This window comes from Pseudomonas sp. P106(2024), assembly GCF_057480815.1.
The window spans coordinates 198951-224077 of record NZ_JBLIYU010000004.1; the positions used below are offsets into that span (position 1 = coordinate 198951).

At 64.6% G+C, this 25127-nt stretch carries 25 protein-coding genes and 1 pseudogene; 14 read left to right on the forward strand and 12 right to left on the reverse strand.

Annotation, left to right across the window (positions count from 1 at the left end; translation table 11 throughout):
- The first annotated feature begins 57 nt into the window (after positions 1-57).
- Positions 58-2196 carry an autotransporter outer membrane beta-barrel domain-containing protein gene (locus AC25M7_RS09365; protein ID WP_207851294.1) on the forward strand — a complete coding sequence of 713 codons (2139 nt, stop codon included), beginning with the start codon at positions 58-60 and terminating at the stop codon, positions 2194-2196.
- A gap of 38 nt (positions 2197-2234) precedes the next feature.
- Here AC25M7_RS09365 and AC25M7_RS09370 read toward each other — a convergent pair whose 3' ends face one another.
- Both AC25M7_RS09370 and AC25M7_RS09375 read right to left on the reverse strand, forming a co-directional pair.
- The gene (locus AC25M7_RS09370) at positions 2235-3284 is read right to left on the reverse strand and encodes an alkene reductase (RefSeq protein WP_062364086.1); all 1050 of its coding nucleotides are present in this window, start codon (positions 3282-3284) and stop codon (positions 2235-2237) included.
- A 19-nt stretch (positions 3285-3303) separates the two neighbouring features.
- Complete coding sequence (locus AC25M7_RS09375) at positions 3304-3606, reverse strand: ArsR/SmtB family transcription factor (protein ID WP_486970964.1); 303 nt, start codon at positions 3604-3606, stop codon at positions 3304-3306.
- 151 nt (positions 3607-3757) lie between these two features.
- Between AC25M7_RS09375 and AC25M7_RS09380 the strand changes: the two genes are divergently transcribed.
- Positions 3758-4342, forward strand: a complete 585-nt coding sequence (locus AC25M7_RS09380) for an acyl carrier protein phosphodiesterase (RefSeq protein WP_028689714.1) — start codon at positions 3758-3760, stop codon at positions 4340-4342.
- A 10-nt stretch (positions 4343-4352) separates the two neighbouring features.
- Here AC25M7_RS09380 and AC25M7_RS09385 read toward each other — a convergent pair whose 3' ends face one another.
- Positions 4353-5135, reverse strand: a complete 783-nt coding sequence (locus tag AC25M7_RS09385) for a lysophospholipid acyltransferase family protein (RefSeq protein ID WP_207851292.1) — start codon at positions 5133-5135, stop codon at positions 4353-4355.
- Positions 5135-5890 carry an L-ornithine N(alpha)-acyltransferase gene (gene olsB, locus AC25M7_RS09390; protein ID WP_028689712.1) on the reverse strand — a complete coding sequence of 252 codons (756 nt, stop codon included), beginning with the start codon at positions 5888-5890 and terminating at the stop codon, positions 5135-5137. Before olsB ends, AC25M7_RS09385 begins: the two co-directional genes overlap by 1 nt.
- 132 nt (positions 5891-6022) lie before the next feature.
- On the opposite strand from olsB, the gene AC25M7_RS09395 reads away from it, so the two are divergent.
- The 7 genes from AC25M7_RS09395 (at position 6023) to AC25M7_RS09425 (ending at position 11523) form a co-directional block, all read left to right on the forward strand.
- Positions 6023-6910, forward strand: a complete 888-nt coding sequence (locus tag AC25M7_RS09395) for an acyl-CoA dehydrogenase middle domain-containing protein (RefSeq protein WP_486970965.1) — start codon at positions 6023-6025, stop codon at positions 6908-6910.
- A 43-nt stretch (positions 6911-6953) separates the two neighbouring features.
- On the forward strand, positions 6954-8030 hold the full coding sequence (locus AC25M7_RS09400) for a serine hydrolase domain-containing protein (protein ID WP_486970966.1): 1077 nt from the start codon (positions 6954-6956) through the stop codon (positions 8028-8030).
- Positions 8027-8323, forward strand: a complete 297-nt coding sequence (locus AC25M7_RS09405) for an amidase (protein WP_028689709.1) — start codon at positions 8027-8029, stop codon at positions 8321-8323. Before AC25M7_RS09400 ends, AC25M7_RS09405 begins: the two co-directional genes overlap by 4 nt.
- A 44-nt stretch (positions 8324-8367) precedes the next feature.
- Complete coding sequence (locus AC25M7_RS09410) at positions 8368-8949, forward strand: YceI family protein (RefSeq protein ID WP_028689708.1); 582 nt, start codon at positions 8368-8370, stop codon at positions 8947-8949.
- A gap of 1 nt (position 8950) precedes the next feature.
- On the forward strand, positions 8951-10108 hold the full coding sequence (locus AC25M7_RS09415; RefSeq protein WP_486970967.1) for a phospholipase D-like domain-containing protein: 1158 nt from the start codon (positions 8951-8953) through the stop codon (positions 10106-10108).
- Positions 10109-10181: 73 nt separating this feature from the next.
- Positions 10182-10760 carry a DJ-1/PfpI family protein gene (locus AC25M7_RS09420; RefSeq protein ID WP_062364095.1) on the forward strand — a complete coding sequence of 193 codons (579 nt, stop codon included), beginning with the start codon at positions 10182-10184 and terminating at the stop codon, positions 10758-10760.
- 172 nt (positions 10761-10932) lie between these two features.
- Positions 10933-11523, forward strand: coding sequence for a GNAT family N-acetyltransferase (locus AC25M7_RS09425; RefSeq protein ID WP_186594297.1), 591 nt, complete (start codon positions 10933-10935; stop codon positions 11521-11523).
- An 82-nt stretch (positions 11524-11605) separates the two neighbouring features.
- On the opposite strand, the gene AC25M7_RS09430 is transcribed toward AC25M7_RS09425, so the two are convergent.
- Positions 11606-13129: a fumarate hydratase gene (locus tag AC25M7_RS09430; RefSeq protein WP_011532463.1), complete on the reverse strand. Its 1524-nt coding sequence runs from the start codon at positions 13127-13129 to the stop codon at positions 11606-11608.
- Between the two features lie 273 nt (positions 13130-13402).
- Between AC25M7_RS09430 and AC25M7_RS09435 the strand changes: the two genes are divergently transcribed.
- Positions 13403-14323 carry an iron-sulfur-binding ferredoxin reductase gene (locus tag AC25M7_RS09435; RefSeq protein WP_062364099.1) on the forward strand — a complete coding sequence of 307 codons (921 nt, stop codon included), beginning with the start codon at positions 13403-13405 and terminating at the stop codon, positions 14321-14323.
- Between the two features lie 91 nt (positions 14324-14414).
- On the opposite strand, the gene pyk is transcribed toward AC25M7_RS09435, so the two are convergent.
- On the reverse strand, positions 14415-15869 hold the full coding sequence (gene pyk / locus AC25M7_RS09440) for a pyruvate kinase (RefSeq protein WP_028690233.1): 1455 nt from the start codon (positions 15867-15869) through the stop codon (positions 14415-14417).
- A 181-nt stretch (positions 15870-16050) separates the two neighbouring features.
- On the opposite strand from pyk, the gene AC25M7_RS09445 reads away from it, so the two are divergent.
- The 3 genes from AC25M7_RS09445 (at position 16051) to sbcB (ending at position 18412) form a co-directional block, all read left to right on the forward strand.
- A complete protein-coding gene (locus AC25M7_RS09445) occupies positions 16051-16437 on the forward strand; it encodes a tol-pal system YbgF family protein (protein ID WP_207851291.1) in 387 nt (128 codons plus the stop codon).
- Positions 16438-16560: 123 nt separating this feature from the next.
- On the forward strand, positions 16561-16920 hold the full coding sequence (locus AC25M7_RS09450; RefSeq protein WP_023631126.1) for a PilZ domain-containing protein: 360 nt from the start codon (positions 16561-16563) through the stop codon (positions 16918-16920).
- A gap of 61 nt (positions 16921-16981) precedes the next feature.
- Positions 16982-18412: an exodeoxyribonuclease I gene (gene sbcB, locus AC25M7_RS09455; protein WP_197866275.1), complete on the forward strand. Its 1431-nt coding sequence runs from the start codon at positions 16982-16984 to the stop codon at positions 18410-18412.
- A 75-nt stretch (positions 18413-18487) separates the two neighbouring features.
- On the opposite strand, the gene mvaT is transcribed toward sbcB, so the two are convergent.
- Positions 18488-18865, reverse strand: a complete 378-nt coding sequence (mvaT, locus tag AC25M7_RS09460) for a histone-like nucleoid-structuring protein MvaT (RefSeq protein WP_028690229.1) — start codon at positions 18863-18865, stop codon at positions 18488-18490.
- Positions 18866-19165: 300 nt separating this feature from the next.
- On the opposite strand from mvaT, the gene purU reads away from it, so the two are divergent.
- Positions 19166-20017 carry a formyltetrahydrofolate deformylase gene (purU, locus tag AC25M7_RS09465; RefSeq protein ID WP_028690228.1) on the forward strand — a complete coding sequence of 284 codons (852 nt, stop codon included), beginning with the start codon at positions 19166-19168 and terminating at the stop codon, positions 20015-20017.
- 154 nt (positions 20018-20171) lie between these two features.
- Here the strand turns inward: purU and gpgF are convergent, their stop codons facing one another.
- The 5 genes and pseudogenes from gpgF to AC25M7_RS09490 all read right to left on the reverse strand — a co-directional run.
- Positions 20172-21161 (reverse strand): glucosaminyl phosphatidylglycerol flippase, encoded by a 990-nt coding sequence (gene gpgF / locus AC25M7_RS09470; protein WP_486970968.1) that lies wholly within the window; start codon positions 21159-21161, stop codon positions 20172-20174.
- On the reverse strand, positions 21158-21922 hold the full coding sequence (gene gpgD, locus AC25M7_RS09475) for an N-acetylglucosaminyl phosphatidylglycerol deacetylase (protein WP_486970969.1): 765 nt from the start codon (positions 21920-21922) through the stop codon (positions 21158-21160). The genes gpgF and gpgD overlap by 4 nt, the downstream gene beginning before the upstream one ends.
- Positions 21915-23036: an N-acetylglucosaminyl phosphatidylglycerol synthase gene (gpgS, locus tag AC25M7_RS09480; RefSeq protein ID WP_028690225.1), complete on the reverse strand. Its 1122-nt coding sequence runs from the start codon at positions 23034-23036 to the stop codon at positions 21915-21917. The genes gpgD and gpgS overlap by 8 nt, the downstream gene beginning before the upstream one ends.
- Positions 23037-23195: 159 nt before the next feature.
- Entirely contained in the window at positions 23196-23960 is a 765-nt protein-coding gene (locus AC25M7_RS09485) for a methyl-accepting chemotaxis protein (protein WP_371349843.1), read from the reverse strand.
- Positions 23961-24053: 93 nt separating this feature from the next.
- Positions 24054-25070: pseudogene (locus AC25M7_RS09490) on the reverse strand (HAMP domain-containing protein); the annotation flags it as partial.
- Positions 25071-25127: the final 57 nt, after the last annotated feature.

The window sequence follows — 25127 nt, forward strand, 5'->3', positions numbered from 1 at the left end:
TCCAGCATACCCTTGAGTGTCGCGGTGGGTCTGATAACTGCCATGTCAGGCGCGGACTTGGCCGAGGCCAAAGTGCTCGACAACCAGAGTGAAACGGTCACTGGCCCGGTCGCGGATACCTATGAGCTGAGAAATGGGTCGACCCTGGAGATCACCGCCACTGGCAGCACAGAGGGTATAACGGTCTCTAGTGGGTCGACTGTCACTGTCAATGGTGGACAGGTAGCCGCCGCCGGCGTGCAAGCCGGCATCAAATTGCTCGATGGCACCCAGGCGCTACTCAATGGCGCAACCGTGACGGGTGGCCCGACGGCATCCTCGTTTGGCGTTTCTGCTGCCCTGGCCTCCAGCATCCGGGCCCAGGGCAGCACGATTGCAGGTGGCATTGGTGCCTCCCTTGTGCGAGGCAGCAGCCTTGTTCTGGAAGGCAGCACGCTCACCGGGCTGGAGCGTGTCGGCGCCTTTGTCGTCGGTTCCAGTCTGCAAGCCACGGGTGGCAGTCTCGTCAGTGGCAAGACCAATGGTCTGGATGTGCGTCAGGAGTCGGCAGCCAACGGTGGTGGCGGCTCCCGGGTGATCCTGGATGGATCGACGGTCAGGGGCGACACCCAAAGTGCCATCATCGTCAGGGCCGGTTCCGGTAGCTCCACCGGCACCGCACACATTCTGGTGGCCAATGGCAGCCAGCTTATCGGGGGCAATGGCACGATCCTCGAGGTCATCGGTGGCATGACCGCCGACTTCACCGCGGACAACAGCCAGCTGAGCGGCGATGTGGTGGTGGCAGCCGGCAGTACCGCGAACCTGCTGCTGCAGAACAATGCCTCGCTGCGGGGAAACCTGGTCAATGTGCAGAGCCTGGAGCTGAACAGCGGTGGCCGCTGGATCCTGACCAAGGATGGCGAGATTGGCGAACTGACACTCGACAATGGCACGGTCGATTTCACCGACCGGGACACAACGGCGGGCTTCAAGACCCTGACGGTGGACAACCTCAAGGGCTCGGGCATCTTCGTGATGGACATCGACCTGGCCAGTGGTACCGGCGATCTGCTGAAGGTTACCGGGGCCGCCGAGGGCAGCCACCAGTTGAGCATCGCCAGTACCGGTGCCGATCCGGTCGAAGGGCAGGCGCCGCACCGTATCGTCGAAACCGGTGGCGGCGACGCGACCTTCGGCCTGCTGCACGATATCGATTTCGGTACCTACACCTACACCCTTGAAAAAGGCGAGGGTGAGGACAACTGGTACCTGGTGCAGAAGTTCGACGACAGCGGCAGCCCGATCGTGACGCCGGGCGCCCGTGCGGTGCTGGGGCTGTTCAGCGCCGCGCCCACCGTCTGGTATGGCGAACTGTCCTCGTTGCGCAGCCGCATGGGGGAATTGCGCCTGGGGCATGGCCAGGGCATCTGGATGCGCAGCTACGGCAACCGCTACAACCTCTCGGCCGGCAACGCCGTGGCCTACCAGCAGGATCAGAACGGCGTGAGCTTCGGCGCCGACGGCGCGGTGCCGGGCCACGACGGGCGCTGGTTGCTCGGGGTCATGGGCGGTTACAGCGAGTCCGACCTGGACTTCAGCCTCGGTTCATCCGGCAAGGTCAAGAGCTACTACGTCGGTGCCTACAGCACCTGGATGGCCGACAGCGGTTACTACGTCGACGCGATGCTCAAGTACAACCGCTTTCGTAACAGCAACGACGTGGTAATGAACGATGGTCGCAAGACCAAGGGTGAATATCACAATGACGGCCTCGGGGCCTCGGTGGAGGTCGGGCGGCGCTTCAAGCTGGACGATGGTTGGTATGTCGAGCCGTTCACCCAGTTGTCCACGTTGTGGGTCGATGATGACAGCTACACGTTGGACAACGGCATGCGCGCCCAAAGCGATGGTGCCAACTCGGTGCTTGGCAAGGTTGGTGCCCAGGTCGGGCGCAGCCTGGCGCTGGACAACGGCAGTGTCCTGCAGCCGTACCTGAAAGTCGCGGCGGCTCACGAGTTCATCAAGAGCAACAAGGTGAAGGTCAACGACAACCACTTCACCAACGACCTGTCCGGCACGCGGGGCGAGTTTGCCGTGGGGTTGGCCGCACAGGTGTCCGAGGTGCTGCAGCTGCACGGCGAGTTCCAGTACAGCAACGGCAAGCACATCGAACAGCCGTATGGGGTCAACCTGGGCTTGCGCTACAACTTCTGACCGCTTGGCAAACCCGCTCCTGCAGGTCCTGCAACAGACTACATCCGCGGATAATCGATATACCCCACCGGCCCCCCGGCGTAGAAGGTCTCAGGACGCGGCGCATTGAGCGGCGCATCGGCGGCCAGGCGCGCGGGCAGGTCGGGGTTGGCGATGAACGGGATGCCGAAGGCCACCGCATCGGCCTTGCCGTTGGCCAGGGCCGCGTTGGCGCTGGCCTTGTCGAAGCGTTCGTTGACAATGTAGGGGCCGCCAAACGCCGCCTTGATCTGCGGGCCGATGCTGTCGTCGGCTTCCTTCTCTCGCGAGCAAATGAAGGCGATGCCACGCTTGCCCAGCTCTCGTGCCACGTAGGTGAAGGTCTCGGCACGGTCGGCGTCGCCCATGTCGTGGGCATCCGCCCGTGGTGCCAAGTGCACGCCGACGCGGCCCGGACCCCACACCTCGATGGCGGCGTCGGCGACTTCCAGCAGCAACCGCGCGCGGTTTTCCAGCGAACCGCCATAGCGGTCCGTGCGCTGGTTGGTGCTGCTCTGCAGGAACTGGTCGAGCAGGTAGCCGTTGGCGCCGTGGATCTCCACGCCGTCGAAACCGGCGGCCTTGGCGTTTTCGGCGCCGCTGCGGTAGGCCTCGACGATATCGGCGATCTCCTCGGTTTCCAGGGCTCGTGGCGTCGGGTAGTCGCTCTGTGGGCGCACCAGACTGACATGGCCCTTGGGCTGGATCGCGCTGGGGGCCACCGGCAGCTCGCCGTTCAGGTACGACGGGTGGGAGATGCGCCCGACATGCCACAGCTGCAGGAAGATGCGCCCGCCGGCGGCGTGGATGGCCTTGGTCACGTTGTGCCAGCCGCGTACCTGCTGGTCGTTCCAGATCCCCGGTGTATCCGGGTAGCCAACGCCCATCGGCGTGACCGAGGTCGCTTCGCTGAGGATCAGGCCGGCGCTGGCGCGCTGCACGTAGTACTCGGCCATCAGCGCATTGGGCACGCGGCCTTCGTCGGCGCGGCAGCGGGTCAGCGGGGCCATGATGATGCGGTTGGGCAGTTCCAGGTCGCCCAGGGTGATCGGGTCGAACAGCGTAGTCATGTGCAAAGCCTCGCTTGGATCAGAGCGCTTGGCTCATTTGCTCGAGGAACGCCTTGATGGTCGCCTCGTTGCGTTTGAAGAAATGCCACTGGCCGATCTTCTGGCTGCTGATCAGGCCGGCGCGTTGCAGGGTGGCCAGGTGGGCGGAGACGGTCGACTGCGACAGACCGCAGCGTTGGTCGATTTGCCCGGCACACACACCGTGCTCGGTGCTGTGGTGCTGGTCGGGGAACTGCGCGGCCGGGTCTTTCAGCCAGTTGAGGATCTCTCGCCGGACCGGGTGGGCCAGTGCTTTTATGATTTCGTCGAGATCGAGGGGCATGGTTGGCTCGTGGTGTGTAGCGGTATATCGCGATGGGGCGAAATATAAATCGTTGCATCGCGATATACAAATATGAAAGGGTTCTGAGGCAAGCGTCATTGGCTATATCGGTTCATGACGATTGGCTGTGGGGCGGTGCTAGACTGGCGCCATGAACTACCTCGCGCACCTCCATCTGGGCGGCCCGGCGCCGCAACAACTGCTCGGCAGCCTGTATGGCGATTTCGTCAAGGGCGCGCTGGAGGGGCGTTTTCCGCCAGCGCTGGAGGCTTCGATCCGGCTGCACCGGCATATCGACAGCTACACCGACAGCCATCCGCTGGTGCTGGCGGCGCTGGCGCGTTTCCGGCGTGAGCGGCGACGCTTCGCCGGAATCGTGCTGGATGTGTTTTTCGATCATTGCCTGGCCAGGAGCTGGGGGGACTACGCGGAGCAGCCGCTGGCGCAGTTCACCGGCGACTTCTACAAAGTGCTGCTGGCTGAGCCGCAGCTGCCGGGCCGGCTGGCGCGGATCGCGCCGTTCATGGCAGCGGATGACTGGTTGGGGGCGTATGGCGACTTCGCCACCCTGGAGCAGGTGTTTGGCGGTATTGCCCGGCGCTTGTCGCGGCCCGAGGGGATGGACGGGATGATGGGAGAGCTGGAGCGGCTGTACGAGCCGCTGCTGGCGGATTTTCGCGAGTTCTATCCGCAACTGCAGGCGTTTGCGGCAGCGCGAAGACGCCCCTCCAACTGACGTCAGCTATTCAGGCTGCCTTGGCCTGGCGTCGCGGCTGGACATCCTCGATGCCGAACAACGCAAGATGCACTGCCTGCTGTGCCTGGAATGCCAGCGCCGCGCGCTCCTGGCCTTCACTGCCGATCGGCGCTAGCAGGTGAATCACCACCTCGCCCCGGTCTTGCCCGAACAGCCGCAGCAGATGGGATACCAGGTCGTCATCGCCTATGAACGGCGCAATCGGATCGGGTTGGCCCGCGCGAAGATACTGGATCGCCACCGGCTGTAGCGGCGTGCCACGGTCGATGGCCCCGGCCAGCAGACGTCCATGGAAGGTGCGCAGGGTGCGACCGTCAGTGGTGGTGCCTTCCGGAAAGATCAGCAGGGGACGTTGCTCGCCCAGCTGTTCGCTGATCTGTTGGCGCAGGCGCTGGGCATCGCCACCGCCACGGCGGATGAACAGGGTCCCGGCCTTCTCGGCCAGCCAGCCGGCCACCGGCCAGTGCCGCACCTCGGCCTTGGACAGGAACGACAGCGGCGTGAGCATGCCGAGCAGCGGGATGTCGGTCCACGACACATGGTTGCAGATCCACAGCATCGGCCGTTGCGGCAGTTCACCCTTGACCTTGACGTCGAAGGGCAGGGCGGCGACCAGGCGGCCCATGAACAGGCGTGTCCAGCGCTGGCGACGTTCGATCGAGGCTTTCAGGCCCAGGCGTTCGCCCAGGGCAATGATGCTGGCCATTGCCAGCCCCAGTGCCAGTACCAGAAACAGCCGCAGCAGGCGGGCAGTGGCCCGCAGACGCGGCATCAGACCGCCGCCTTGAAGTGACGGGCGTAGCGCGGGCAGAGGTCGTCGCGCTTGAGCAGGATGAACACGTCGGCGACCTGGAAGTCCTCGTCCCAGCAAGGCTCGCCGCAGATCTTCGCGCCCAGGCGCATGTAGGCCTTGAGCAGCGGTGGCATTTCGGCGATGACGTTGTTCGGCAGCGGCAGACTGGGCAGTGGGTTCTTCGGTTCGGCGCGCAGGTGCTCGGTGCACAGGTAGCGTTCGCGCAGGCGCTGCATGATCGCGTGGGCCTGCACGCCACCGTCCTGCATGGGGATGCTGGCGCAACCCATCAGGTAGCTGTAGCGGCCTTCGTTGAGCACTTCGGCCAATTCGCTCCAGAGCACGGCGATGGTGCCGCCGTTGCGGTAGGCCGGGTCGACGCAGGTACGGCCCAGTTCGAGGATCGGGCCTTGTAGCTGCAACAGGCCGTGCAGGCTGAATTCTTCTTCGCTGTAGAAGCGACCCAGGCTGCTGGCGGCCTGGTGGTCGAGCAGGCGGGTGGTGGCGACGAGCTGGCCGGTGGCCAGGTCGCGCACGCCGATGTGGCGGCAGTGGATGTCGTAGTCGTCCATGTCCAGGCCGTGTTCGGCGCCCTTGAGCTTGGCCTTGAATTCGGCGCTGAACACCTTGAAGCGCAGGGCCTGTGCTTCCTGCAGGGCCGCGGCGCCGACCAGGCGTTCGGCTTGCAGACGGCGTTCAGTGCTGTTGTCGCCAGAGCGAGCGATCCGAGTCATTGCGAGTCTCCATAAGCCAGCCAAAGGGTTGCGGCCGGTCGGCTTTGTTGTGCAAAGTCAGCCTAGGTACGCCCGGTGTCACCCCTGTGAATCTTTGGTGATGCTTGCGTGACACCCCACAAGGAGCTTGCGATGGCCTGGTTGCAACGACTCAATGACCCCTTGCGCCACCCGCTGGCGGCGACCCTGGGCGAAACCTACGCGGCGGTACTCGAGCGCCTGGGCGCCGTCGCGCCGTTCGAGCTGGCGGTGCTGGGCGGGCGCGCCATGGCTACGCCGGGCCTGGCCTTCCTGCTCGGTTACCAGGCGGCGCTGCGCGTGCTTTGGCCCAGCGCGCCCGCCAGCCTGGGGGCGTTGTGCGCCACCGAGCGGCGCAGCGTGCGCCCTGCGGACATGCACACCCGTCTCGATGGCTTGCGCCTGAGCGGCAGCAAGGACTTCGTCACCGCCGGGCTGGATGCTGAATGGCTGTTGGTGGCGGCGCGCCACGAGGGCGTGGGCGAGGCGCCGCGCTTGCAGCTGGCGGTGGTCTATCCGGGCGAGCCAGGGGTAAGCCTCGAAGCGTTGCCGAACCTGCCGTTGATGCCTGAAGTCGGCCATGGCCGCCTGCAGCTCAAGGAAGCCGCGTGCGAGTTGCTGGCCGGCGATGGTTGGGACGCCTACGTCAAACCGTTCCGCTCCCTTGAAGACCTTTATGTGCTCGCCGCGCTGGTGGCCTGGCTGTATGGCGTGGCCCAGGAGTGCGCCTGGCCGCAGGACCTGCGCCTGCGGCTGATCGGGCTGCTGGCCGGTTGTGCCGAGGGCAGCCGGCAATGCCCGGACAGCGTGGCCTGCCACTTGCTGCTGGGTGGCCTGTTTGCCCAGTTCCAGGGCTTGCGGGGCGAGATCGACCAGGCGTTGGCCGCCGGGCCCGGGCACTGGGCGCAATTGTGGCAGCGCGACCAGGGCCTGCTGGCGCTGGCCGGCGTGGCCCGTGACAAGCGCCTGGCCAAGGCCTGGAGCGCCGCCGGATTGTCATGAAAGCCTGAGAGGCTGGGGAGCCTTTGAACCTGGGCTGCTCCCGATGAAGTCACTATTGCTTGCCCTGGCCATGACCGCTGACCCTGCCTGGGCCGAATACTGGCCCTCGGCGCAATGGCCGGTCGATAACGCCGTCATCGACTGGCAGGCGGTCGACACCTACGCCTTCGCGCCGCGTGATGCCGAACGCGGCGGCATTCGCACCGACGCGCTGTTGATCATCCGCGATGGTCGTATTCTGCATGAGCGCTATACCGAACCAACCCAAGCCGACACGCCGCACCTGACCTGGTCGGTGAGCAAAAGCGTGCTGGCCACGGTCATGGGCGTGGCCTACGGCGAGGGGCGTTTCAGGCTTGATGACCCGGCCGCCCGTTACTACCCGGCCCTACAGCGACATCCTGGGCTGCGCCTGGCCGACCTGCTGCACTGGGCCAGCGGCCTGGCCTGGCAGGAGGACTACGAATACGCGCCCCTGAAGTCGTCGGTGGTGGCCATGCTCTATACCCGTGGCCGTGCTGATATGCCGGCCTACGCGGCGGCAATGCCCGCTGCCAATGCGCCCGGCACGCAGTTCGCCTATTCCAGCGGCGACAGCAACCTGCTCGCCGCCAGCCTGCGCGGCATGCTCGATCCCGCGGGCTATGCCGACTACCCCTGGCAGTCCCTGTTCATCCCGCTGGGGATCGACAGCGCGGTCTGGGAACGGGATGGGGCGGGCACCTATGTTGGCTCTTCCTATCTTTATCTGAATGCCCGCGACCTGGCGCGCATCGGCCTGCTGATGCAGCGCGACGGATGCTGGCGCGAGGGCCGGTTGCTGCCGACCGATTGGGTGGCGTTCAACCGTACCCTGTTCAACGCCGCCCAGCCGGTGCCGGGCGAAGCCAACCCCGGCGGCCATTGGTGGCTCAACCAGCCACTGCCCGGGCAGCCGGCGCCGTGGCCGGATGCGCCAGCGGACACCTTCGCCGCGCTCGGCCATTGGGGCCAAGCCCTCTATGTGCTGCCTTCGCACAAACTGGTGATCGTGCGCTACGCCGATGACCGCGACGCCAGCTTCAGCCACAACGAACTGCTCAAGCGGGTACTGGCCGCCGTGGCGGGGGAGGGCGCATGAAGCGGGTCGTGCTCGTGGTGTTGCTGGCCGGGTTGGCCTGGGCCTGGCATGAGCGCCAGGCGCTGGCGGACTTCCCGGGCATTCTTTCGGCCTATTCGGCGAAAGAGTACTGCTCGTGCCGCTTCGTCATGGGCTTTGCTGAGACCTACTGCCGTGGCTATGTGCAGCAGTACCTGCCCTTGAGCCTGCTGGAGGAGGACGGCGCCCGGCGTCTGGTCACCGCCGAAGGCATGGGGCGGCGCAACCAGGCCGCCTGGCAGGGCGCGCGTGAGGGCTGCCGCTTGCTGCCGTGAAACCGTGCGGGTAAGGTTGACGGCCTTGATCTACAGGATTTCACATGTTCAAGCCGTCTCGCCTGCTGCCCGCCCTCCTGCTCGCCCTGTGCCTGCCCGCTCACGCCAACTGGCACCTGGACGGCGAGTCCTCGCGCCTGTCCTTCGTCACCGGCAAGAACGGCAATATCGCCGAGGTCAACCGATTCCTGGTGCTGCACGGCAAGGTCGACCGCAAGGGCGCCGCCGAAGTGAGCATCGAAATGGACTCGATCAGCAGCGGTATCCCACTGCGCGATGAGCGCATGCGCGACAACCTGTTCGTCTTTGAGCAGTTCCCCGAGGCCACGGTGCAGGCGCAGATCGACCTGCGTCCGATCAACGATCTGGCCAGTGGCGCGCAACTGGAGCTGCGCCTGCCGGTCAGTGTCACCCTGCATGGGCAGACCCGTAGTTACAACACCCTGCTGCTGGCCACGCGCCTGGATGAGCGACGATTCCAGGTGGTGACTCTCGAGCCGCTGATCCTGCGCGCCTCGGACTTCGGCCTGCTGCCGGGCCTGGAAAACCTGCGCAAGCTGGCCGGGCTCAAGTCGATCAACCCCTCGGTGCCGGTGAGCGCGGTGCTGATCTTCACCGCCCGCTGACATGCCGGGGCCGGTCTTCCCCTGGCGGGATGGCAACCAGTTCGAACTGCTGATCGACGGCCCCGAATTCTTTCCGCGCATGCTGCTGGCGATCGTGCGCGCCGAATTCCAGGTCGACCTGGAGCTGTACCTGGTCGAGGGCGGCGCCTGCGCCGAGGCGGTGGTCGAGGCCCTGGAGCAAGCGGCGCGACGCGGCGTGCGGGTGCGCTGCCTGTTCGATGACTACGGCTCGCTGGCCTTCCCCACGGTGCTGCGTGAGCGCCTGCTGGCGGCGGGGGTCTACCTGCGCTGGTACAATCGCCTGCGCTGGCGCCGGGGCCTGCGCAACCTCTATCGCGATCACCGCAAGCTGCTGCTGGTGGATGAGCGGCTGGCGGTGGTCGGCGGTACCGGGGTCACCGATGAATTCTGGACGCCGGGCGAGGAGGCCAGCGAATGGCACGAGGTGATGGTGCGCATGCAGGGACCGATCGTCACTGATTGGCAACTGTTGTTTGATCGCCAGTGGCACGCTAACCAGCGCCGCACGGCGTGGCGCCCACCCGAGGGCTTCGGCCTGCCGCGCCTGCCCCAGGTGCCGGCCAAGGGCCAGGGCCTGGGCCGGGTGGCCTATGCCGACGCCCGCCAGCACAAGGACATCCTGCATGCGCTGGTCCGCGCTTTGAACAGCGGCCAGCGTCGTATCTGGCTGGCCACGCCCTATTTTCTGCCGACCTTCAGCGTGCGCCGCTCACTGCGCCGTGCCGCGCAGAAGGGCATCGATGTACGCCTGCTGCTGACCGGGCCGCGCACCGACCACCCTGCGGTGCGCTACGCTGGCCACCGCTATTACCCGCGGCTGCTGCGCGCAGGGGTGCGCATCTTCGAGTACCAGCCGTGCTTCCTGCACCTGAAGATGGTGCTGGTGGATGACTGGGTCAGCGTGGGGTCGTGCAACTTCGATCACTGGAACCTGCGCTTTAACCTCGAAGCCAACGTCGAGGCCCTCGACCCTCCGCTGACCGCCGCGGTGGCCGTCAGCTTCGAGCGCGATTTCGCCCAGAGCCTGGAGGTTGGCCTGGCGCGCTGGCACGCGCGGCCATTGTGGCGGCGGATCCAGCAACGCCTGTGGGGCTGGCTTGACCGGGTGGTGGCCAACCTGTTGGACCGGCGCAACTAGTCGTGTATATCGCGCTCGGGCAAACCGGACTATCTTGCAGGATTGTTCCCAGACAAGCGAAGGAGTGGATGCGATGACGGCGAAGAAGATTCTCATGCTGGTGGGCGACTACGTCGAGGACTACGAGGTCATGGTGCCATTCCAGGCCCTGGCCATGGTTGGCCACACCGTCCATGCCGTGTGCCCGGAGAAGATTGCCGGGCAGACGGTGCGCACGGCGATCCACGATTTCGAGGGCGAGCAGACCTACAGCGAGAAGCCGGGGCACAATTTCGCCCTGAACTACGACTTCGTCCAGGTGCGCGCCGAAAGCTACGACGCGCTGCTGATCCCCGGTGGCCGCGCCCCGGAGTATCTGCGCCTGAACGACAGGGTGCTGGAGCTGGTCAAGGCCTTCGACCAGGCCGGCAAGCCCATTGCGGCCGTGTGCCATGGGGCCCAGTTGCTGGCGGCGGCAGGCGTGCTGGAAGGGCGCGAGTGCAGCGCCTATCCCGCTTGTGCGCCCGAGGTACGGCTGGCGGGTGGGCGGTTCATCGATATCGCGGTGGACCAGGCCCATGTCGACGGGAATCTGGTGACGGCGCCTGCCTGGCCTGCGCATCCGGCGTGGCTGGCGGCGTTTCTGAAAGTGTTGGGAACCCGTATCTGCTGACCGACACGCTGAACTTTAGGAGCGGCCTTGTGCCGCGAAAGGGCCGCTCCTACAGGGATCGAGCAAAGGTAGCGGTCATGGAGAAATACCTGTCGCGCAGGGGAAAGGCCGCGGGGCTGGGGGGATGCTAGGGTGGGCCTCAGTCATAGCCATCGACAGGACGACCGCCCGCATGGAAATACGTCTGCTCCATGGCGCCGCCATCGCGCCTTACATCGATGACCTCGCGCGCCTGCGCCTGGCGCTGTTTCGCGAGTTTCCCTATCTCCTGGACAGTTCCCTGAGTCACCAGGCCGATTACCTGGCCAATTACGCCGAGTCCGGACGCAGCCTGGTGGTGCTGGCGTTGGACGGCAACCAGCTGGTGGGCGCCGCCACCGGCCTGCCGCTGGTGGATGTCGATCTCGAGTTGCAGCAACCGTTCCTCGCCCAGGGCCGTGATCCGGCCTCGGTCTATTACTTCGGCGAGTCTGTGCTGCTGCCGGCTTACCGTGGACAGGGGCTTGGCGTGCGCTTTTTTATCGAACGCGAGTCCTACGCGCACAAGCTGGCCGAGTTCGACTGCTGCACCTTCTGTGCGGTGGAGCGTCCGTCTGGACACCCGCGGCGTCCGGCGGACTACAAGCCATTGCAGGGGTTCTGGCGCAACCGCGGCTTTCTGCATGAACCGTCGCTGCGTACCGCCTATCGTTGGCGAGACCTCGACGAGCAGGCGCAGTCGGCCAAGATCATGTCGTTCTGGCTCAAGGCGCTGCCTGCGTGATCTTGCCTGAGTCACCCAAGCGAGCGCCGTCAACGAAAACGCCCGACATAAGCCGGGCGTTTCGTTGACTGCGAACGGTGCTTTACTTCACTTCCACCGCCAGGCTCTCGGCGATCTTGCTCTGCCACAGCGCGGGACCGGTGATGTGCACCGACTCGCCCTTGCTGTCCACCGCGACGGTGACCGGCATGTCCTTCACTTCGAACTCGTAGATCGCTTCCATGCCCAGCTCGGCGAAGGCCAGGACCTTCGACTTGCGGATGGCCTGGGCCACCAGGTAGGCGGCGCCGCCGACGGCCATCAGGTACACGGCCTTGTTGTCCTTGATCGCCTCGATGGCGGTTGGGCCGCGTTCGGACTTGCCAATCATGCCCAGCAGGCCGGTCTGTTCGAGGATCTGGCGGGTGAACTTGTCCATGCGGGTAGCGGTGGTCGGACCGGCCGGGCCCACCACTTCGTCACCGACCGGGTCGACCGGGCCGACGTAGTAGATGAAGCGGCCCTTGAGGTCGACCGGCAGCTCTTCGCCACGGTTGAGCATCTCGACCATGCGCTTGTGCGCGGCATCGCGACCGGTGAGCATCTTGCCATTGAGCAGGATGGTCTCGCCCGGCTTCCAGCTGGCGACCTCTTCCGGGGTGATGTCGTCGAGGTTGACGCGACGGGCGCTCGGACCGGCTTCCCAGACGATTTCCGGGTAGGCGTCCAGCGACGGCGCTTCCAGCTCGGCAGGGCCGGAACCATCCAGCACGAAGTGGGCGTGACGGGTGGCGGCGCAGTTGGGGATCATGCACACCGGCAGCGAGGCGGCGTGGGTCGGGTAGTCCATGATCTTGACGTCGAGCACGGTGGTCAGGCCGCCCAGGCCCTGGGCGCCGATGCCCAGCTGGTTGACCTTGTCGAACAGCTCGAGGCGGATCTCCTCAAGACGGTTCTGCGGGCCACGGGCCTTCAGCTCATGGATGTCGATGGACTCCATCAACACTTCCTTGGCCATGACCGCGGCTTTCTCGGCGGTGCCGCCGATGCCGATGCCGAGCATGCCAGGCGGGCACCAGCCGGCGCCCATGGTCGGGACGGTCTTGAGCACCCAGTCGACGATCGAGTCGGACGGGTTGAGCATGGCCATCTTGGACTTGTTCTCCGAGCCGCCGCCCTTGGCCGCGACATCGACCTCGACCTTGTCGCCGGGGACGATGGAGTAGTGGATCACGGCCGGGGTGTTGTCCTTGGTGTTCTTGCGGGCACCGGCCGGGTCGGCCAGAATCGAGGCGCGCAGGACGTTCTCGGGCAGGTTGTAGGCGCGGCGCACACCTTCGTTGATCATGTCGTCGACGCTCAGGGTGGCGCCGTCCCAGCGTACGTCCATGCCGACGCGGATGAACACGGTGACGATACCGGTGTCCTGGCAGATCGGGCGGTGGCCGGTGGCGCACATGCGCGAGTTGATCAGGATCTGGGCGATCGAGTCACGCGCAGCAGGCGACTCTTCACGCAGGTAGGCTTCGTGCATCGCCTGGATGAAGTCGACGGGGTGGTAGTACGAGATGAATTGCAGGGCGTCGGCGACGCTCTGAATCAGGTCGTCTTGCTTGATCACGGTCATGCAGCGCGCTCCTCTTAAAGACGGGAACATTCGAAAAGGCATTCCGACAGTGCACACCGGTATGTCAGGAACGCCTGGCAAGGCGCCGGCTGGTCGGGCCGGCACAAAAAGGCGCGGCAGTATACCGTGCCGCGCCTTCGGAAACACCTGCACGTGGTCTGGACCAAGGTCGGCAGGGAAAGGGCATCCTTTTTGCTGATGGCATGCGATGCTGTGGCACTGGGGCGCAAAGCGGCTCCCAGGACAATCTTGAATCAGACGAGAAACCTGACCATGCCCGAACTTTGCGTGGGCGAGCACCTGTGGACCGTGCCTAGCGGCAGCAACCTGCTGGATGCCCTCAACGAGGCAGGCCTGAACGTGCCCTACAGCTGCCGCGCTGGCAGCTGCCACGCCTGCCTGGTGCGCTGTCTGGACGGTATCCTCATTGACGCCAAACCCGAGGCACTGGCGGCGGACAAGCGCGAGCAGGGCTGGCGTCTGGCCTGCCAGTGCTCGGTCGCCGGCGACTTGCGGGTGGCGTTGTTCGACCCCCGAAACGATGGCCTGCCGGCCACGGTGATTGGCCTGGACTGGTTCGCTGATGTGCTGCGCCTGAGGCTGCGACCGGAGCGGGCGCTGCGCTACCAGGCCGGGCAGCACCTGGTGTTGTGGCGCGGCGGCGTTGCACGGCCTTACTCGCTGGCGAGCGTGCCAGGCGAGGACGACTTTCTTGAATTTCACCTGGATTGCCGCCGTCCCGGGGCGTTCTGCGACCAGGCGAGGCAGCTTCTGCTGGGGGATGTGCTGAGGCTTGGCGAACTGCGAGGCGGTGCGCTGCACTACGACCCGGAATGGCAGGCGCGGCCGCTCTGGCTGCTGGCGGCGGGCACCGGGCTGGCGCCGTTGTGGGGCATCCTGCGCGAGGCGTTGCGACAGGGGCATCAGGGGGAAATTCGGGTGCTGCACGTGGCACACACCGCTGAGGGACACTATCTGGCGCAGTCGTTACAGGCGCTGGACGGAGTGACGGTCGAATGGGTGTTGGCGGCGCAGCTGGATGAAGCGCTGGCTGGATTGAAGCTGATGTCGCGTCAGACCATGGCGCTGGTGTGCGGGTCGCCCGGGAGCGTGGAGCGCTTTGCCCGACGGCTGTTCATTGCCGGGGTGCCGCGTAATCAGATCTTTGCGGACGTATTTACCGAGCATGTTTGAGGGCTGAAAAGCATCGCGGGGCAAGCCCGCTCCCACAATGCCGACACCGGCGTGGGAGCGGGCTTGCCCCGCGATAGGGACTGCCGAGGAATCAGCCGACCAGCGGATCACCGACATGCAGAATCTTCATGCCGTTGGTGCCACCGATGGTGTGGTAGCTGTCGCCCTTGGTCAGGATCACCCAGTCACCTTGCTCCACCAGTCCACGCTTGAGCAGCTCGTCGACCGCCGCCTGGCTCACCTTGTCGGCCGGCAGCGAGGCCGGATCGAAGGCGATCGGGTAGACGCCGCGGAACATGTTGGCACGGGCCTGGGTGGCGCGGTGCGGCGACAGGGCGAAGATCGGCACGTGCGAACGCAGGCGCGACATGATCAGCGGGGTATAGCCACTTTCGGTGAGGGCGATGATCGCCTTGACGCCGGGGAAGTGGTTGGCGGTGTACATCGCCGCCAGGGCGATGGACTCGTCGCAGCGCTCGAACGTGGTGTGCAGGCGGTGGCTGGACTTCTGGCTGGTCGGGTGCTTCTCGGCGCCCGAGCAGATACGGGCCATGGCCTGCACGGCTTCGATCGGGTAGGCACCGGCGGCGCTTTCGGCCGACAGCATCACCGCGTCGGTGTTGTCCAGCACGGCGTTGGCCACGTCGGACACTTCGGCGCGGGTCGGCATCGGGTTCTGGATCATCGACTCCATCATCTGGGTCGCCACGATCACCGCCTTGTTGTTGCGGCGGGCGTGCTGGATGATCTTCTTCTGGATGGCGATCAGCTCGGCGTCGCCGATTTCCACGCCCAGGTCGCCACGGGCAACCATGACGGCGTCGGAAGCGAGAATCAGCTGGTCGAGGGTCTCGTCGTCGGCGACCGCTTCGGCGCGTTCGATCTTGGCCACCAGCCAGGCGCTGCCGCCGGCTTCGTCACGCAGCTTGCGCGCGTACTCCATGTCGCTGGCGTCACGCGGGAACGACACGGCCAGGTAGTCCAGGTCCATTTCCGCGGCCAGCTTGATGTCGGCCTTGTCTTTTTCGGTCAGGGCCGGCGCGGTCAGGCCGCCACCCTTGCGGTTGATGCCTTTGTGGTCGGACAGCGGGCCACCGATGATGACCACGCAGTGCAGGGCATCGGCGGTGGCGGTTTCGACACGCATGACCACACGGCCGTCGTCGAGCAGCAGTTCGTCACCGACGCCGCAGTCCTTGACCAGGTCGGGGTAGTCGATGCCGACGATATCCTGGTTGCCTTCGGTCAGCGGGTGGGCGGTGGAGAAGGTGAACGTGTCACCGACTTTCAGTTCGATGCGCTTGTTGGCGAACTTGGCGATGCGGATCTTCGGACCCTGCAGGTCGCCCAGCAGCGCGACATGGCGGCCGTTCTTGGCGGCGATGTCACGGATCAGGCGGGCGCGGGCCTTGTGCTCGTCCGGGGTGCCGTGGGAGAAGTTCAGGCGTGCCACGTCCAGGCCGGCGAGGATCAGCTGTTCGATCACTTCCGGCGAGTTGCTGGCGGGGCCAAGGGTGGCGACGATTTTGGTACGGCGGATGGTCATGCACAGACTCCTATAGTGAAGCGCAGCGAAAGGCTACTCCTCAATTGCGCTGTAGTCATTGTTCCGTTGCACTACCCGCACACGAAGCAGGGTTGCGTTTGAACGGCGCGGGTATGCTTGCAAAAGGCGGTGAAGATTTGTCGTGAAAGGCCGATACACTGCCCATCAAAGGAGAATTCCCATGCGCACCCTGATCGTTTTGACCATGGCGGCCAGTGTCGTCGGCTGCACCCGTTGGTCCATGGACCACCATTTGAACAATGCCTATCGCGCCTACGATCGTGGCGATTGCGCGAAAGTCATGCTGGAGCTGTCACAGGTCGACCGCACCAGCCGCGCCCGTCCGTTCATCCACCCGGAAGTGTCGCTGCTGCGTGGCCAGTGCCTGGAGCGGCAGAAACTCTACGTCGATGCGGCGCAGACCTATCAGTACCTGATCCAGCAGTACCCACGCAACGAGTACGCCTACCGCGCCCAGGCCCGCCTGCAGACGCTGGATAAGCTCGGCTACCTGCGTGGCAGCGAGGCGGCGGCGGCCAATCCGGTGAAGACTACACCTTGGCGTTAATCCCAAGGTGTCGATGATTTCATGTAGTCCGTCCGTCGGACTGGGCTAATCTGTTAAAGAGTTGTAACGATCATCGCCAGTACCTTGTCTTCCTGGCTCCAGGTACAGGACTTCACTGCGATCATGTTTATCGAGCGACACATACAACGTCATCAACTGCCTTGCGTGCTCAAGGTGTTCAACCGCTGCACCGACCAGCAGATCGGTTATCTGGGCAACGCTTCGGAAGATGGCCTGATGCTGATCAGCCAGTTGCCGGTGCTGGTGGGGCCCGACTTCGAGTTGCAGCTGCGGGTGCCCCTCGCCGGCGGTGGCCTGCAGTTCATCAACCTGACGGCCAGTTGCCTGTGGTGCCGCGAAGATGAGACGCCGGGGCATTTCGATGCCGGTTTCATGCTGCTGCAGGCACCGCAGGAATACGATGAATTCGTCCGCTCACTGCGCGACTTCTTCAGCTTCCGACCCATGAACGCCTCCGCCTGAGGCTGGCCCAGCCCTCCCACGTGCCGTTAGACTCTGGTCGACCTCGATACAGGAAGACCCCGTGAGCTCCAGCATTTTCTGGCACGACTACGAAACCACCGGCATCAATCCGCGCAGCGACCGCCCGCTGCAGGTGGCCGGCGTGCGTACCGACCTCGACCTCAACGAGATCGAGGCGCCGATCAGCCTCTACTGCCGTCCCTCAGACGATATCCTGCCGCACCCGGCGGCCTGCCTGGTGACCGGCATCACTCCCCGGCAGCTGGCCGACCAGGGCCTGTGCGAAGCCGAGTTCATGACCCGGGTGCACGATCAGCTGGCTCGCCCCGGTACCTGCGGCGCGGGCTACAACACCTTGCGTTTTGATGATGAGGTCACGCGCTACAGCCTCTATCGCAACTTCTTCGACCCCTACGCCCGGGAATGGCAGGGCGGCAACAGCCGCTGGGACCTGATCGACGTGGTCCGTACCGCCTATGCGCTGCGCCCCGAGGGGATTGTCTGGCCACAGCAGGATGGGCGCACCAGTCTGCGCCTGGAACTGCTGAGCCAGGCCAATGGCATCGACCATGGCCATGCCCACGAGGCGCTTTCCGACGTGCGGGCGACTATTGCCCTGGCTCGCTTGATTCGTGAGAAACAGCCGCGATTGTATGACTGGTTGTTCCAGTTGCGCAGCAAACACAAGGTCATGGAGCAGGTTCGACTGTTACAGCCCCTGGTACATGTCTCCGGGCGTTTCTCGGCCCAGCGCAACTATATCGGCGTGGTGCTGCCATTGGCCTGGCATCCGCGTAACCGCAACGCGCTGATTGTCTGCGACTTGCAACAAGATGCTTCGCCGCTGCTCCAGGAAAGTGCAGAGGCCTTGCGCCAGCGGCTGTATACGCGGCACGAAGAGATGACCCAGGGCGAACTACCGGTGCCGCTGAAGTTGGTGCATATCAACCGCTGTCCGGTAGTGGCGCCTCTGTCGGTACTGCGCCCGGACGACCAACAACGCCTGGGGCTCGAGTTGTCGGCATTGCAGGTAAAGGCGGAGCAGTTGGCCAATCAGCAGGCCATTTGGGGAGACAAGCTGGACATCATTTATCAGGAAGAAGGCTTTGCCCCCAGCGAAGATCCGGAGCAACAGTTGTATGACGGTTTTCTCGGTGACCGCGACAAGCGCCTGAGTGAACAAGTGCGGCGTGTGGATCCGGCGCAATTGGCACATGGGCACTGGATGTTCGATGATCCGCGGCTGCCGGAACTGCTGTTCCGCTATCGCGCGCGAAACTTTTCCGACACCCTTGATGAACAGGAGCACGCCCGTTGGTATGGATTCTGTCAGCAGCGGCTTACTGATCCTACTTACGGTGCGCCTAATACCCTGGCGGACTTCGAGTTGGCATGCCAGGGCAGTTGGGCCGACGCCAGCGAAGCGGGACGGCAGGTGCTGGAGGCTTGGCAAGCTCATGTCCGGCAACTGAAAGTGCAGTACCAGCTTTGAAATGTGCAGATAAACAAAAAACGCCGGCAAGTGCCGGCGTTTTTAATGTTGAAACCAATGCGCCTATCAGGCGAATCAATCCAGCAGGGTAGCCCAGCTTTCGACGACGTCGCCGCCCCACTTGGCTTTCCACTCTTTCAGGGTCTTGTGATTGCCACCCTTGGTTTCAATAACCTCGCCGTTGTGCGGGTTCTTGTATTGCTTGACCTTGCGCGCACGCTTGGTGCCGGTGGTCTTGACTGCGCCACGCGGGGCTTTGCTCAGTTTGCTTTCGGGATCGAGCAGGGCGATCACGTCACGCAGCGACTTGCCGTTTTCGGCCATCAGCTCGCGCAGTTTCTTTTCGAACTCCAGCTCTTTTTGCAGCTTGCCGTCTTGCGACAGGTTGGCCAGGCGGGCTTGAAGTTCTTTGATGGCTTCTTCGGTGGCGCGGTATTCGTTGATCAGGGACATGGTGTGTTCCTTAATGCATGTTCAGAGAGAGACAGTGAGGCAATAATAGACAGGCGAAACTCTCAAGTAAACAATTTAATATTGATCACTCATTTAATAGTAGGCACTGACTGCGCAGTCATTAGGTTAAGAAAAATTTACAATTTGTCTGGGCCTCTGGCCATTTCCCCTTGGGATGAAGGGAATAGGCGTGTGCGACGGTGTCCTTGAGCTTGAGGGCGCAGAGGCGTAGATGCTTACTGCGTTTTTCCCGGCAGGTCGCTAGAATATGCGCCTTTGCGAAGTTCTGGAGTCTCCCTCATGCGCACCTATCGACTGGTGATTGCCTGCCCCGACCGTGTCGGCATCGTGGCAAAAGTCAGTAATTTCCTGGCCCTCTACAATGGCTGGATCAATGAAGCCAGCCACCACTCCGACGAGCAGAGCGGTTGGTTCTTCATGCGCCATGAGATCCGCGCCGAGTCCCTGCCGTTCGGTATCGAGGCTTTCCGTGAGGCGTTCGCCCCAATCGCCGAAGAGTTCTCCATGACCTGGCGGATCACCGATTCGGCGCAGAAGAAGCGCGTGGTGCTGATGGCCAGCCGCGAATCGCACTGCCTGGCCGACCTGCTGCACCGCTGGCACACCGACGAGCTGGACTGCGAGATTCCCTGCGTGATCTCCAACCACAATGACCTGCGCAGCATGGTCGAGTGGCACGGCATTCCGTTCCACCATGTGCCGGTCGATCCGAAGGACAAGCAGCCGGCGTTCGCCGAGGTCTCGCGCCTGGTCGCCGAATACGGCGCCGATGCCGTGGTGCTGGCGCGCTACATGCAGATCCTGCCGCCGCAGCTGTGCCAGGAATACGCCGAAAAGGTCATCAACATCCACCACAGTTTCCTGCCCTCGTTCGTGGGTGCCAAGCCGTACCACCAGGCGGCGCTGCGCGGCGTGAAGCTGATCGGCGCGACCTGCCACTACGTGACCGAGGAGTTGGACGCCGGCCCGATCATCGAGCAGGACGTGGTGCGTGTCAGTCACGCCGACAGCATCGAGGACATGGTGCGCTTTGGCCGTGACGTGGAAAAGATGGTCCTGGCCCGTGGCCTGCGCTACCACCTGGAAGACCGCGTGCTGGTGCATGGCAACAAGACCGTGGTGTTCAACTGAGACGAGGGCTCAGGCATGGCAGATCCGCGTGACAAGGCCGGCGCCTCGGCGCCAGCGACCTTGGGCGAAGGCTGCCTGGCCCGCTTCGATCCCGAGGCGTTGAGCGGCGAGGACGGCACCGAGTTTCCCGGTGCCGCCGAGCTCTGGAGACGACTCAACCCGTCTGGTGACGCTGCGCCTGCCGTGGACGCACCAGCAGGAACAGGAACACCGGCCCGCCCGCCAGCAGATAGAAGTAATAGGTAACCGCGCGCCAGATCAGGATCGCCGCGGCTGCCGTCGAACTGCCCACCAGCGGTGACAGCAAGGTCGCCGAGGTCAGCTCCGCCGCACCGGCACCGCCTGGCAACAGGCTGAACTGCCCGGCACTGAGCGAGAGCATCTGCACCAGGAAACTGGCAATCCACGCCAGGTCCACCCCCAATCCCCGCAACGCCAGATACAGCACGCTATAGCGCAGGCACCAGTGCGCGCAGGTGAGGGTGAACACCAGCGCCAGTGTGCGCCTGGGCATGCCCCAGGTTTCGCTCAGTGCGTGGACAAAGCGCAGCAGCTTGCGCGCCCAGCGCCGTCGGCGTGCCGGCGCGATGCCCAGGCGAAGCAACAACCGACCGTTGCCGCGCATCACCGCGCGTCGATAGCGCAGCAGCAGGAAAATCCCCGCAAGTGCGGCGCACAGCAGCAGGGCGCTGCCCAGCAGCATCTGCGCCTGGCTATGACCGAGGCGGTGGAACAGGGCATAGGCGGCAATCGCCAGCATCGCACAGAAGAAGAACAGCAGGTCGTTCAATTGGTCCATGGCGAACACCGCGCCACTGCGCGATGGCGCGATGCGCGCGCGGGCCAGCAGTGTCATCAGGGTCAACGGGCCACCGCTCCCACCGGGGGTGGTGCAGATGGCAAATTCGGTGGCCATCACCACGCCCAGGCTGTGCATGCGTCCCACCTGTGTGCTCTGCTCACCCAGCAGCAGGCGCAGACGGGCGGCGTTGAGGATCCAGCACAGCAGGATCATGGCCAGCAGCAACAGCATCAGCCCGGCGTCGAACGCGCGCAGGCGCGGGAGCAGGTCGCTGCCGCCGAGCAGGGTGGGCACCAGCATTGCCAGCAGCAGTGCCAGGGCCAACCAGCCCAGGCGCTTCATGGGGCGGCCTGGCGCCCCAGCCAGGCGGACTTGGTCAGTGGCTCACGGCCTTGGGCCAGCAACCGGTGCAGGGTGTCGAGCCAGTAATTGCGTGCGCTGGCGTGGCGCATGTCGACCGGATGCAGGCCCAGGCGCAGGGTGTCGGCTTCGCGCCAGCGGTGGCACTGCCAGTCGCTGACCACCCTCGAGAGACCGCGGCGCCAAGCGCTGCGTGCGCTCCACACCAGCCCCGGGGCATCGAAGGCGGTGAAATCCGGCAGTCGGTAGAGATGGCGCGGTGAACTGGTATAGCGCAGCGGCAACGCCCGCAATGCCTGGCGCGTGCCTTCGCTCATCAACCAGGCGGGAGCGACGAAACCCGCCACCGGCCAGCCCTGTTTCTCGAACAGTGCCAGCCCCGCCTGCAGGCGCTGCAGGGCATCTGCCTGGTTCAGCCCATGGAACTCGCCTTCGTGGGTATAGATCCGGCGCATGAAGTATTCGCCCGGTCCGCGCGGCGGCGGGCCATCGTCGGCGTGGTAGTAGCCATGCAAGGCCAGCTCGTCACCTTGGGCCAGGCGCCGCTCGAGCAGTCGGCAGAAGGTAGGAGAACGCGTCAGTGGATTGCGATGGTGGAAATCCGGCACCACCAGCCAGGTCATAGGCACCCCGCCCAGTGCGTCGATGGCCTGGACAAAGGGCTGGTAGTCCGGCCAGGTTTCTGGCGCGACATCGTGCAGCACCAGCATCAGGCTGCGCGTGGCGGTCTGGCCCTCAGCCATGGGCGCGCACCGTCAGTGGGTGGCCGAGCACTGCCTGGTAATGCTGGAGCAAACCGTTGACCACGGTGTCCCAACTGTAATGGCGCTCCACATGCTGGCGCGCCTGACGGCCCAGCTGGTCCACACCGCTGTCGAACGCCTCGCGCACAGCTTCGGCCATGGCTTGGCCATTGTTGGGTGGACACAGCCGGCCGCAGTGCCCGTCGACGATCTCGCTAAAGGCGCCGGCACGCACGGCCACCACGGGCGTCGCGCTGGCCATGGCCTCGAGTATCACCAGACCGAAGGTCTCCTGGTCACCGGCATGCACCAGAAGGTCGGCGCTGGCCAGCAGTCGTGCGATCTGCGTGGGCGGGCAGAAGTGGTCGATCACGCTGACATTGCCCGGCACGTTGGCCGGCATGTTCGAGCCCACCAGCAGCAGGTGGTAGGGCTGGCCGAGCGCTTGCATGCAGTCGAGCAGCACCGGCAGGTTCTTTTCCCGTGAGCCGCGACCAGCGAACACCAGCAGGCGACGGTCGTCGGCGATGCCCATCTCTGCACGCAGGCCGGGGTCGTGCCGGTCGGGGTTGAACAGCGCCAAGTCCACACCCAGGCGCTGCACGTGCACATTCTCAACGCCCAGCCGGCGCAACTTGTCGGCCATTACCTGGCTGGGCGCCAGGACTCGGTCGAAATGCCCGTAGAGCTTGCTGACGTAGGCCTCGACATTGGGGGTGAACCAGTTGCCCATGCGGTTGCTCACCAGCAAGGGCAGGTCGGAATGATAGAAGCCGATCACCGGCACATCGAGCTTGCGCCGCGCCTCGAGGGCTGCCCAGGCGGTGAGGTAGGGGTCACCGACCTCGATCAGGTCGGGCTGCAGGCGGCGCAGCTCCTTGCACCAGGGCGCCAGGCGCACCGGGAAGCGGTAGCCATTGCCGAAGGGCAGGGGCGGGGCCGGTACGTGGTAGACACCATCGACATGGCTGGCATTGGCACCGGGAATCAGCAGGCTGTGGCGAACGCCGGGCATGGCGTCGAGGCGGCGGTGTTTGGCATCAAGATAGGTTCGCACGCCGCCGCTGGCCGGGGCGTAGAACATGGTGATGTCGGCGATGTGCACGATCAGCATCCCTCCGGGATCGTCCTCGAGTGTGTCATCCGGCGGTAATGAACCGGCGATGACGCGCCTGAGGGTTGACCTGTCTGAAGGATAGTTTGTTCGATCGGGATTTGGCGGGGCGCCCTGTCGCGGGGCAAGCCCGCTCCCATGACGGGAGCGGGCGGCAGGTCAGATGCGGAAGCTGCCGACCAGTTGCTTGAGGCGGCCGGCCTGTTGCTCTAGGTCCGAGCAGGCGCGCAGGGTGGCCTGCAGGTTCTCGACGCCTTCCTGGTTGAGCATGTTGATCTCGTTGATATCCATGTTGATCGAGTCGACCACGGCGGTCTGCTCTTCGGTGGCGGTAGCCACCGACTGGTTCATGCCGTCGATCTCGCCGATGCGCTGGGTGACGCTGCCCAGGCGTTCGCCGGCCTGGTTGGCGATCTCCATGCTGTCCTGGCTATGACGCTGGCTCTGGCCCATGGTGTCGACCGACTCGCGGGCGCCGACCTGCAGCTCCTCGATCATGGTCTGCACCTGTTGCGCCGACTCCTGGGTGCGGTGCGCCAGGTTGCGCACCTCGTCGGCGACCACGGCAAAACCACGTCCTGCCTCGCCTGCGCGGGCAGCCTCGATGGCGGCGTTGAGGGCGAGCAGGTTGGTCTGCTGGGAAATGCTGGTGATCACCTCGAGGATCTGGCCAATGTTGACGGTCTTGTTGTTCAGCGTCTCGATATGCTCGCTGGAGGTGACGATCAGGTCCGACAGGCGGTTCATCGCATCGATGTTGCGTTGCACCACCTGCTGGCCTTCCTCGGCCAGCAGCCGCGCGGAGCTGGCATGCTGCGAGGCCTGGGCGGCGTTGCCGGCGATTTCCTGGGCGGCGGCGCCGAGCTGGTTGATGGCGGCGGCGACGCTGTTGGTGCGGTTGGACTGCTCGTCGGAGTTGCTCATCGACGAATTCGAGGCGCTGATGACCCGCAGCGCCACTTCGTTGACTTGCTCGGTGGCCGAGGACACCTCGCGGATCGAACCATGGATACGCTCGACGAAGCGGTTGAAGGCGGTACCGAGGATGCCGAACTCGTCGTGGTTGTGGATTTCCAGGCGGCGGGTCAGGTCGCCTTCACCCTCGGCGATGTTCGACATGGCGCGAGTCATGGTGTGCAGTGGCTGCATCAGCACGCGGATCAGCAGGCCGAGCAGGGCGATGATGATCACCACCGCCACCAGGGTGGCAATCACCGCCGAAGTGCGGAAGGTGCTGAGCATCGAGAAGGCCTTGTCCTTGTCCACCGACAGGCCGATGTACCAGTTGGCCGACGGCAGGCCCTTGACCGGGGTGAAGGTAAGCAGGCGGGTTTCGCCGTTGAGCGTCACTTCGGTCAGGTTGCTGGCCAGCCTGGGGGTGTTCTGCGGGAACAGGTCCGACAGCGACTTCATCACCAGGTTCTTGTCCGGGTGTACCAGGATCTTGCCCTGGTCGTTGACCAGAAACGCGTAGCCCATGCCGCCGAAGTTCAGCGAGTTGATGATCTGCACCAGGCCGTCGAGGGCCAGGTCGCCGCCGACCACGCCGACCGAGCGCGAGGCGGTGCTGATGATCGAAATGACCAGCTCATTGGTGGCCATGTCGATATAGGGTTCGGTGAGGATCGTGCCATTGGCGTTCAGGCCGTCCTTGTACCAAGGACGCACGCGCGGGTCATAGCCGTCGGGCATCTTGGTGTCCGGGCGCACGGTGAAGGTGCCGTCGGGCTGGCCCAGATAGATGGTCTGGAAGCTCGAGGTGAGGGCGTTCTGGCCCAGCAGGGTACCGGTGTTCTGTGGGTACTGGGCAATATTCTGGGCGACGTTCTCGACCAGCTTGATGCGCCCTTCGAACAGGTTGCGGATATTGGTGGAGGTGGACTCGCCCATCTCAGCCAGGTAGTTCTCCAGGTCTTCGCGAATGGCGTTACGCTGGAGGTAGTCGTTGTAAAGGGTGAAGAGGCTGAAGGCGAGTATCACGATCAGTGATGCCGCCAGAAGAATCTTATGGCTGAAACGAAGGCTTTTATTCATAACGTGATCGCGTCCGCTAAGGTTTTTTATCGGGTCGTTCGCACAAAGCACGGCTGG

Bases quoted from the DNA above. Each gene is read 5' to 3' on its own strand.
- AC25M7_RS09420 (WP_062364095.1), top strand. From the start codon at position 10,182: ATGACGGCGAAGAAGATTCTCATGCTGGTGGGCGACTACGTCGAGGAC.
- AC25M7_RS09415 (WP_486970967.1), top strand. From the start codon at position 8,951: ATGCCGGGGCCGGTCTTCCCCTGGCGGGATGGCAACCAGTTCGAACTG.
- AC25M7_RS09380 (WP_028689714.1), top strand. From the start codon at position 3,758: ATGAACTACCTCGCGCACCTCCATCTGGGCGGCCCGGCGCCGCAACAA.
- AC25M7_RS09410 (WP_028689708.1), top strand. From the start codon at position 8,368: ATGTTCAAGCCGTCTCGCCTGCTGCCCGCCCTCCTGCTCGCCCTGTGC.
- AC25M7_RS09385 (WP_207851292.1), bottom strand. From the start codon at position 5,135: ATGCCGCGTCTGCGGGCCACTGCCCGCCTGCTGCGGCTGTTTCTGGTA.
- gpgF (WP_486970968.1), bottom strand. From the start codon at position 21,161: ATGAAGCGCCTGGGCTGGTTGGCCCTGGCACTGCTGCTGGCAATGCTG.
- AC25M7_RS09485 (WP_371349843.1), bottom strand. From the start codon at position 23,960: ATGAGCAACTCCGACGAGCAGTCCAACCGCACCAACAGCGTCGCCGCC.
- purU (WP_028690228.1), top strand. From the start codon at position 19,166: ATGCGCACCTATCGACTGGTGATTGCCTGCCCCGACCGTGTCGGCATC.
- AC25M7_RS09405 (WP_028689709.1), top strand. From the start codon at position 8,027: ATGAAGCGGGTCGTGCTCGTGGTGTTGCTGGCCGGGTTGGCCTGGGCC.
- olsB (WP_028689712.1), bottom strand. From the start codon at position 5,890: ATGACTCGGATCGCTCGCTCTGGCGACAACAGCACTGAACGCCGTCTG.
- AC25M7_RS09425 (WP_186594297.1), top strand. From the start codon at position 10,933: ATGGAAATACGTCTGCTCCATGGCGCCGCCATCGCGCCTTACATCGAT.
- AC25M7_RS09435 (WP_062364099.1), top strand. From the start codon at position 13,403: ATGCCCGAACTTTGCGTGGGCGAGCACCTGTGGACCGTGCCTAGCGGC.
- AC25M7_RS09445 (WP_207851291.1), top strand. From the start codon at position 16,051: ATGCGCACCCTGATCGTTTTGACCATGGCGGCCAGTGTCGTCGGCTGC.
- AC25M7_RS09375 (WP_486970964.1), bottom strand. From the start codon at position 3,606: ATGCCCCTCGATCTCGACGAAATCATAAAAGCACTGGCCCACCCGGTC.
- pyk (WP_028690233.1), bottom strand. From the start codon at position 15,869: ATGACCATCCGCCGTACCAAAATCGTCGCCACCCTTGGCCCCGCCAGC.
- AC25M7_RS09430 (WP_011532463.1), bottom strand. From the start codon at position 13,129: ATGACCGTGATCAAGCAAGACGACCTGATTCAGAGCGTCGCCGACGCC.
- AC25M7_RS09450 (WP_023631126.1), top strand. From the start codon at position 16,561: ATGTTTATCGAGCGACACATACAACGTCATCAACTGCCTTGCGTGCTC.
- AC25M7_RS09395 (WP_486970965.1), top strand. From the start codon at position 6,023: ATGGCCTGGTTGCAACGACTCAATGACCCCTTGCGCCACCCGCTGGCG.
- AC25M7_RS09400 (WP_486970966.1), top strand. From the start codon at position 6,954: ATGAAGTCACTATTGCTTGCCCTGGCCATGACCGCTGACCCTGCCTGG.
- mvaT (WP_028690229.1), bottom strand. From the start codon at position 18,865: ATGTCCCTGATCAACGAATACCGCGCCACCGAAGAAGCCATCAAAGAA.
- gpgS (WP_028690225.1), bottom strand. From the start codon at position 23,036: ATGCTGATCGTGCACATCGCCGACATCACCATGTTCTACGCCCCGGCC.
- gpgD (WP_486970969.1), bottom strand. From the start codon at position 21,922: ATGGCTGAGGGCCAGACCGCCACGCGCAGCCTGATGCTGGTGCTGCAC.
- AC25M7_RS09370 (WP_062364086.1), bottom strand. From the start codon at position 3,284: ATGACTACGCTGTTCGACCCGATCACCCTGGGCGACCTGGAACTGCCC.